At 62.8% G+C, this 5,464-nt stretch carries 5 protein-coding genes; 1 reads left to right on the top strand and 4 read right to left on the bottom strand.

Translation table 11 applies throughout. The features are described from left to right. Positions 1-74: 74 nt before the first annotated feature. The 4 genes from ACOVQ0_RS19295 to ACOVQ0_RS19310 are packed head-to-tail and all read right to left on the bottom strand — an operon-like array spanning position 75 to position 3,590. Positions 75-647, bottom strand: a complete 573-nt coding sequence (locus ACOVQ0_RS19295) for an ABC-type transport auxiliary lipoprotein family protein (protein WP_421888407.1) — start codon at positions 645-647, stop codon at positions 75-77. 13 nt (positions 648-660) lie between these two features. Continuing rightward, positions 661-1,620: an MlaD family protein gene (locus tag ACOVQ0_RS19300; protein ID WP_421888409.1), complete on the bottom strand. Its 960-nt coding sequence runs from the start codon at positions 1,618-1,620 to the stop codon at positions 661-663. A 9-nt stretch (positions 1,621-1,629) separates the two neighbouring features. Further along, complete coding sequence (locus tag ACOVQ0_RS19305; protein WP_421888412.1) at positions 1,630-2,472, bottom strand: ABC transporter ATP-binding protein; 843 nt, start codon at positions 2,470-2,472, stop codon at positions 1,630-1,632. Continuing rightward, complete coding sequence (locus tag ACOVQ0_RS19310; protein ID WP_421888416.1) at positions 2,472-3,590, bottom strand: MlaE family lipid ABC transporter permease subunit; 1,119 nt, start codon at positions 3,588-3,590, stop codon at positions 2,472-2,474. Before ACOVQ0_RS19310 ends, ACOVQ0_RS19305 begins: the two co-directional genes overlap by 1 nt. A gap of 128 nt (positions 3,591-3,718) precedes the next feature. On the opposite strand from ACOVQ0_RS19310, the gene ACOVQ0_RS19315 reads away from it, so the two are divergent. Next, on the top strand, positions 3,719-5,464 hold a 1,746-nt coding region (locus tag ACOVQ0_RS19315; RefSeq protein ID WP_421888419.1), incomplete at its 3' end, for a valine--tRNA ligase.

The raw sequence follows: 5,464 nt of genomic DNA on the forward strand, positions 1-5,464 counted from the left end.
GTTACGGAACGACGATGTAAACCGACTGAGGCCCCCGCCTGCGCGGGGGCGCAAGGCGCTGAAATTGAGGGGCTTTACCCCACCCAGTCTGCCACCTGCTTTGCCACGGCGTTGGCAGCCTCGTTCAGCGCAGGGCCGACATATTGCGCTTCGGCCTCTGCCACCGGCACGGTGCTTTCGAAGCGCTTTGTCTCGATCCGCCCGCCTGCCTCCTTGATGGCATCGAGCCGCACGACCGCCATCCGGCTGCGCGCATCATAGCCCATGTCGAGCAGACGGCCCGACAGGTGCTGGCTGCTCGCGCCCGGCTCACCTTCAATCACCAGACGGCTGCCCCGCGCGCGGATGGTTTCGGCCAGGAGGCGCTGGAACAGGCGCGATGGACGTTCGACCCACATCGTTTTCTTGAGATAGGCGATATTGGCATCGTCGATCTGCACCGGCACGCGCGTGACCGAAAGGCGGGCTTCGGCGGAAGGCTCCATCACCACCAGCGCGTTGCCGATCGTGCCGCTGGTGCCGCTGCCCACGGCGGGCGCAGCGGTGGGCGTGAGCGCCAGAAGTGTGTCGGGGACTTTCGGGCCTAGGCTGACGCAGCCGGACAGGCTGGCGATACAGGCGGCGGCGATCAGGGTGTTGCGGATCATAGTCATCGCCTCCTCAATCCTTGTAATCGGGCAGCTTCGGCCCACCGACGAACCCGCCGATGCCGCGATCGTTCAAGCGATCGGTCACTTCGCGCAAGGAGCGCGTGGTGGCTTGCAGATCGCGGATTGCAGCTTCGGCAGCGGGCAGCGTGCGTTCATTGAGCTGGCGGGCGGCGGGACGCGCCTCGCCCAGAGTGCCCTGCAGCTCGTCCGCAGCGCCCTGCGCCGATTTCAGCGTCTTGCGCAATTGCTGCGCCAGCCCGTTGCCTTCGTCATTGAGCATCGAATCTGCCGAGTTCGTCAGCTTCTCGAACGCGGCCAGCGAATAGTTCGCCTGACGCAGCGTTGCCTGAAGTTCGGCCAGCGTGCGCTTCACATCGGGCGAGGCATCGGCAAGGTTGCCCGAAAGCCTGTCGGTGTTGGCCAGAATGTTCTCGATCGACTTCTGGTTCTTGTCAGAAAGCACCATCGTCAACCGCTCGGTCAAAGTGGCAAGCCGTTCGAGCAGGAGCGGCGCGTTCGACAGGATTTCGCCAAGGCCGGAACGCTTGGTGGGGATCACGGGCACGCCTTCAGGACAGGTCAGGCGCTTGTTTTCCTTGGGGCATTCGATCGGCGGGGAGCCTTTGTGCGCGCCGGTAAGCTGGATCGTGGAAACGCCGGTAAAGCTGCCTTGCACGCTGGCGGTCGTCCCCACGAGGATCGGCACTTTCTTGTCGACCGCGATGCGCACGCGCACGAATTCAGGATCGCGCTCCCACAGTTCGATATCCTTCACCTGTCCCGAAGGCACGCCGGAGAACGAGACTTCCGATCCCTTGGCAAGGCCGTCGACCGATTGCTTGAAGAAGATGTCGTACTCGTTCAACTCGCCTTGGTTGAGCCGGGCGATCCAGACGGTGAGCAGGGCGGTGGCCGCCAGCAGGGCCAGTGTGACGAGGCCTACCCAGATGTGGTTTGCGCGCGTTTCCATTGCCTGTCCTTATGCCTCATCCGCTTCGGCCCGCGAAGGCGCGTCTTCCGAGATGCGATTCTGCACCGCATCGTGCCGCTCTTGCGCATCCTGCGCCGCGCGGCCACGCGGCCCGTTGAAGTATTCCTGAATCCACGGATGATCGAGCGCGAGCAGTTCGGGGATCGTGCCCACGGCGATAACCTTCTTGTCCGCCAGCACGGCCACGCGATCGCAGATCTCGTAGAGCGTATCGAGATCGTGCGTGATCAGGAAAACCGTAAGATCGAGCGTCTGCTGCAATTGCAGGATCAACTGGTCGAACGCGGCCGCACCGATGGGATCAAGCCCGGCGGTCGGTTCATCCAGAAACAGCAGTTCGGGATCGAGCGCCAGCGCGCGGGCCAGACCGGCGCGCTTCTTCATCCCGCCTGAAAGTTCGGACGGATACTTGCTCGTCGCTTCGGCAGGCAGGCCCGACAGCAACACCTTGTATCGCGCAATTTCGTGGCGCAGATCGTCGCTGATTTCGGGGTAGAATTCGCGCAAGGGCACTTCGACGTTTTCCGCCACGGTCAGCGTGGAAAACAGCGCGCCACCCTGAAACAGCACGCCCCAGCGGCTGCGGATGTCGATGTCGGAATCGTCCTGCGCGTCGGTGATTGTATCGCCCAGCACATCGACTTCGCCCGCGTCGGGAATCTGCAGCCCGATGATCGTGCGCATCAGCACCGATTTACCCGTGCCCGATCCGCCCACGACGCCAAGGATTTCCCCCTTGCGCACATCAAGGTCCAGACCATCGTGGATCACGTGGGTGCCGAACACGTTGCGCAGGCCGCGCACGCGGATGGGGCATTTCGCCTGCTCCATCAGCCCCAACCGATTTCGGTGAAGAACACCGCAAAGAAAGCGTCGAGCACGATCACGGTGAAGATTGCCATGACCACGGCGGCCGTGGTGCGCGTACCGACTTCCTCGGCATTGTTCTTCACCTGCATCCCCTGATAGCAGCCCGCCAGCGCCACGATCAGGCCGAACACGGGGGCCTTGGTAATGCCGACCCACACGTCATGCAGCGGCACCACTTCCTGAATGCGCGCAAGGAACGTGAAAAACGGGATGCCCAGCGTGACGCTGGAGAGGAACGCGCCGCCGACAATCCCGATGAACGCCGAATAGAAGCCCAGCAGCGGCATCATCAGCATCGTTGCCAGAAGGCGCGGCAGGACCAGCGCTTCCATTGGCGAAACGCCGATAGTCCGCATGGCATCGACCTCTTCGGTCAGCTTCATCGTGCCAAGCTGCGCCGCGAAAGCCGAACCGGACCGGCCCGCGACCATGATCGCCGTCATCAACACGCCCAGTTCACGCAAGGTGAGGCGTCCGACAAGGTTGACCGTATAGATCTCCGCCCCGAACTGGCGAAGCTGCACCGCGCCCTGTTGCGCGATGACGATGCCGACCAGGAAGCTCATCAATCCGATGATGGCGAGCGAGTTGACGCCCACCAGTTCCATCTGGTGAACCAGCGCTTTCATGCGGAAGCGGCCCGGATGGCGGATCAGCGTGCCAGACGACTGGATGACCTGCCCGATGAAGCCGAGCACCTGCAGCGCGCCCTTGCCCAGCCCGATCATCACATCGCCAACGTGGTCGGGCACCCGGCGCAGCAGCGGCAGGCGCGGCGCGCGCACGTCTTCGGCGTTGGTATCGGCCTTGCTGATCGCATCGACCAGCTTTTGCGCGGATTCGCTGCAGCCGGTGATCTTCGCATCGTGATCGCGCGAAAGCCGCCAGACGGTCCATGCGCCGACGGTATCCATCCGCGTCACGCCACACAGGTCTATTTCCCCGATGGATTCGCCCAGATCGCGCAGGCGCGAGTCAGTGCGTCCCAAAGAGGCAACGGTCATCGGCCCGCTGAACGCGAGCGTTGCTGGCCCCTCCCCCGTGGCGGGCGCAATCTTGAATTCGGTCAGTTCCCGCATCTTGCCCGCTTCATGGGGTAAATCTGGCAAGGCGACAAGTGCAACACATGGGCCGTAACGTTGGAACGTCTCCCACGGTTCCCCGCAATGCTTGCAGGCGGGCGCGCGGGATGGCAAGGCGCTGCGCCATGAACGATACGACTTCTGCAGAGCTGGCCAAGACTTTCGAACCCGCCGGAATCGAAGCCAAATGGTATGCCCATTGGGAAACGAACGGCCTGTTCCGGCCCGAACGGCCTGACGCAGCGCCTTATACCATCGTCAATCCGCCGCCGAACGTTACCGGCAGCCTGCATATCGGCCACGCGCTCGACAACACGTTGCAGGACGTGGTGATCCGCTATGAACGCCTGCGCGGCAAGGATGCGCTGTGGGTGGTGGGCACCGACCACGCCGGCATCGCCACGCAGATGGTCGTCGAACGCCAGATGGAAGCGCGGCAGGACAAGCGCACCAACTACACGCGCGAGCAGTTCGTGGACAAGGTGTGGGAGTGGAAGCACGAAAGCGGCGGCACGATCACCGGCCAGCTGCGCCGCCTCGGCTGCTCGATGGACTGGTCCAGAGAGCAGTTCACGATGGACCCGCACTTCACCAGGGCAGTGGTGAAGGTCTTCGTCGACCTTTATAATCAGGGCCTGATCTATCGCGACAAGCGGCTGGTGAACTGGGACCCCAAGCTGAAGACCGCGATTTCCGACCTTGAAGTGGAAACGCAGGAGATCAAGGGCGGGTTCTGGCACTTCAAGTACCCGCTGGCGGATGGTGTGACGCGCGACGACGGGTTGGATTACATCGAAGTGGCGACCACGCGCCCCGAAACGATGCTGGCCGACATGTGCGTGGCGGTGCATCCCGAGGATGAACGCTACAAGAGCGTGATCGGCAAGGACATCCTGCAACCGCTGACCGGGCGCCGCTTCAAGGTGGTGGCTGACGAACACGCCGACCCTGAACTGGGCAGCGGCGCGGTGAAGATCACGCCGGGGCACGATTTCAACGACTTCGAAGTGGGCAAGCGCGCCGGGATCAAGGCCGCCGACATGCTCAACATGTTCGATGCCGAAGCCAAGGTGGTGCAGACCGCCGATGGCCTCGTGCCCGCCGAGTTCATCGGCATGGACCGCTTCGATGCGCGCAAGCTGGTGGTCGAGCGGATGAAGGAAGCAGGCTTCCTGATCCCGCACGTCACGAAGGACAAGGAAGGCAACGAGGTTCTGCACGACGCCGAACCGCGCACGATCCAGACGCCGTTTGGCGACCGTGGCGGCGTGGTGATCGAACCGTGGCTGACCGACCAGTGGTATGTCGATGCCGAGACTTTGGCACAGCCTGCGATTGCGGCGGTGCGGTCTGGCGACATCGAGATCGTGCCGAAGACGTGGGAGAAGACCTTCTTCAACTGGATGGAGAATATCCAGCCTTGGTGCGTTAGCCGCCAGCTTTGGTGGGGGCATCGTATTCCGGCGTGGTATGGGCCTCCAATTGGCCAAGATGAGGCGTCTGAGGCGGACGGCACTTTTGCTTGGCTGGATGAACTTCCAGATTTGGACGATCCCCAGAAGAGGGTTCGTGCTGCGCCCGAAGTCTTTGTAGCGGAAACTTACGAAGAAGCGCTGAAGCTAGCGGAGAAGCGATACACGGAAATCGGGCTAGACCTTAATCGAGCGGACGGCTTCAGTTTGACTGAGGTCGATAGTTTCGACGAGGCTAGGGATGCCTTCATTAACGCCGAACTAGGTCTATGGCGGGACCCAGACGTCCTCGACACATGGTTCTCCTCCGCGATGTGGCCCTTCGCCACGCTCGGTTGGCCGGAAGACGAAAATCCTCCCCCGCTGGGGGAGGTGGCAGCGCGCAGCGCTGACGGAGGG

The sequence above is a fragment of the Novosphingobium sp. genome (assembly GCF_049240505.1).
Classification (GTDB): domain Bacteria; phylum Pseudomonadota; class Alphaproteobacteria; order Sphingomonadales; family Sphingomonadaceae; genus Novosphingobium.

Coding starts and splice junctions, on each gene's coding strand:
- ACOVQ0_RS19300 (WP_421888409.1), bottom strand. CDS start 1,620: ATGGAAACGCGCGCAAACCACATCTGGGTAGGCCTCGTCACACTGGCC.
- ACOVQ0_RS19310 (WP_421888416.1), bottom strand. CDS start 3,590: ATGCGGGAACTGACCGAATTCAAGATTGCGCCCGCCACGGGGGAGGGG.
- ACOVQ0_RS19295 (WP_421888407.1), bottom strand. CDS start 647: ATGATCCGCAACACCCTGATCGCCGCCGCCTGTATCGCCAGCCTGTCC.
- ACOVQ0_RS19305 (WP_421888412.1), bottom strand. CDS start 2,472: ATGGAGCAGGCGAAATGCCCCATCCGCGTGCGCGGCCTGCGCAACGTG.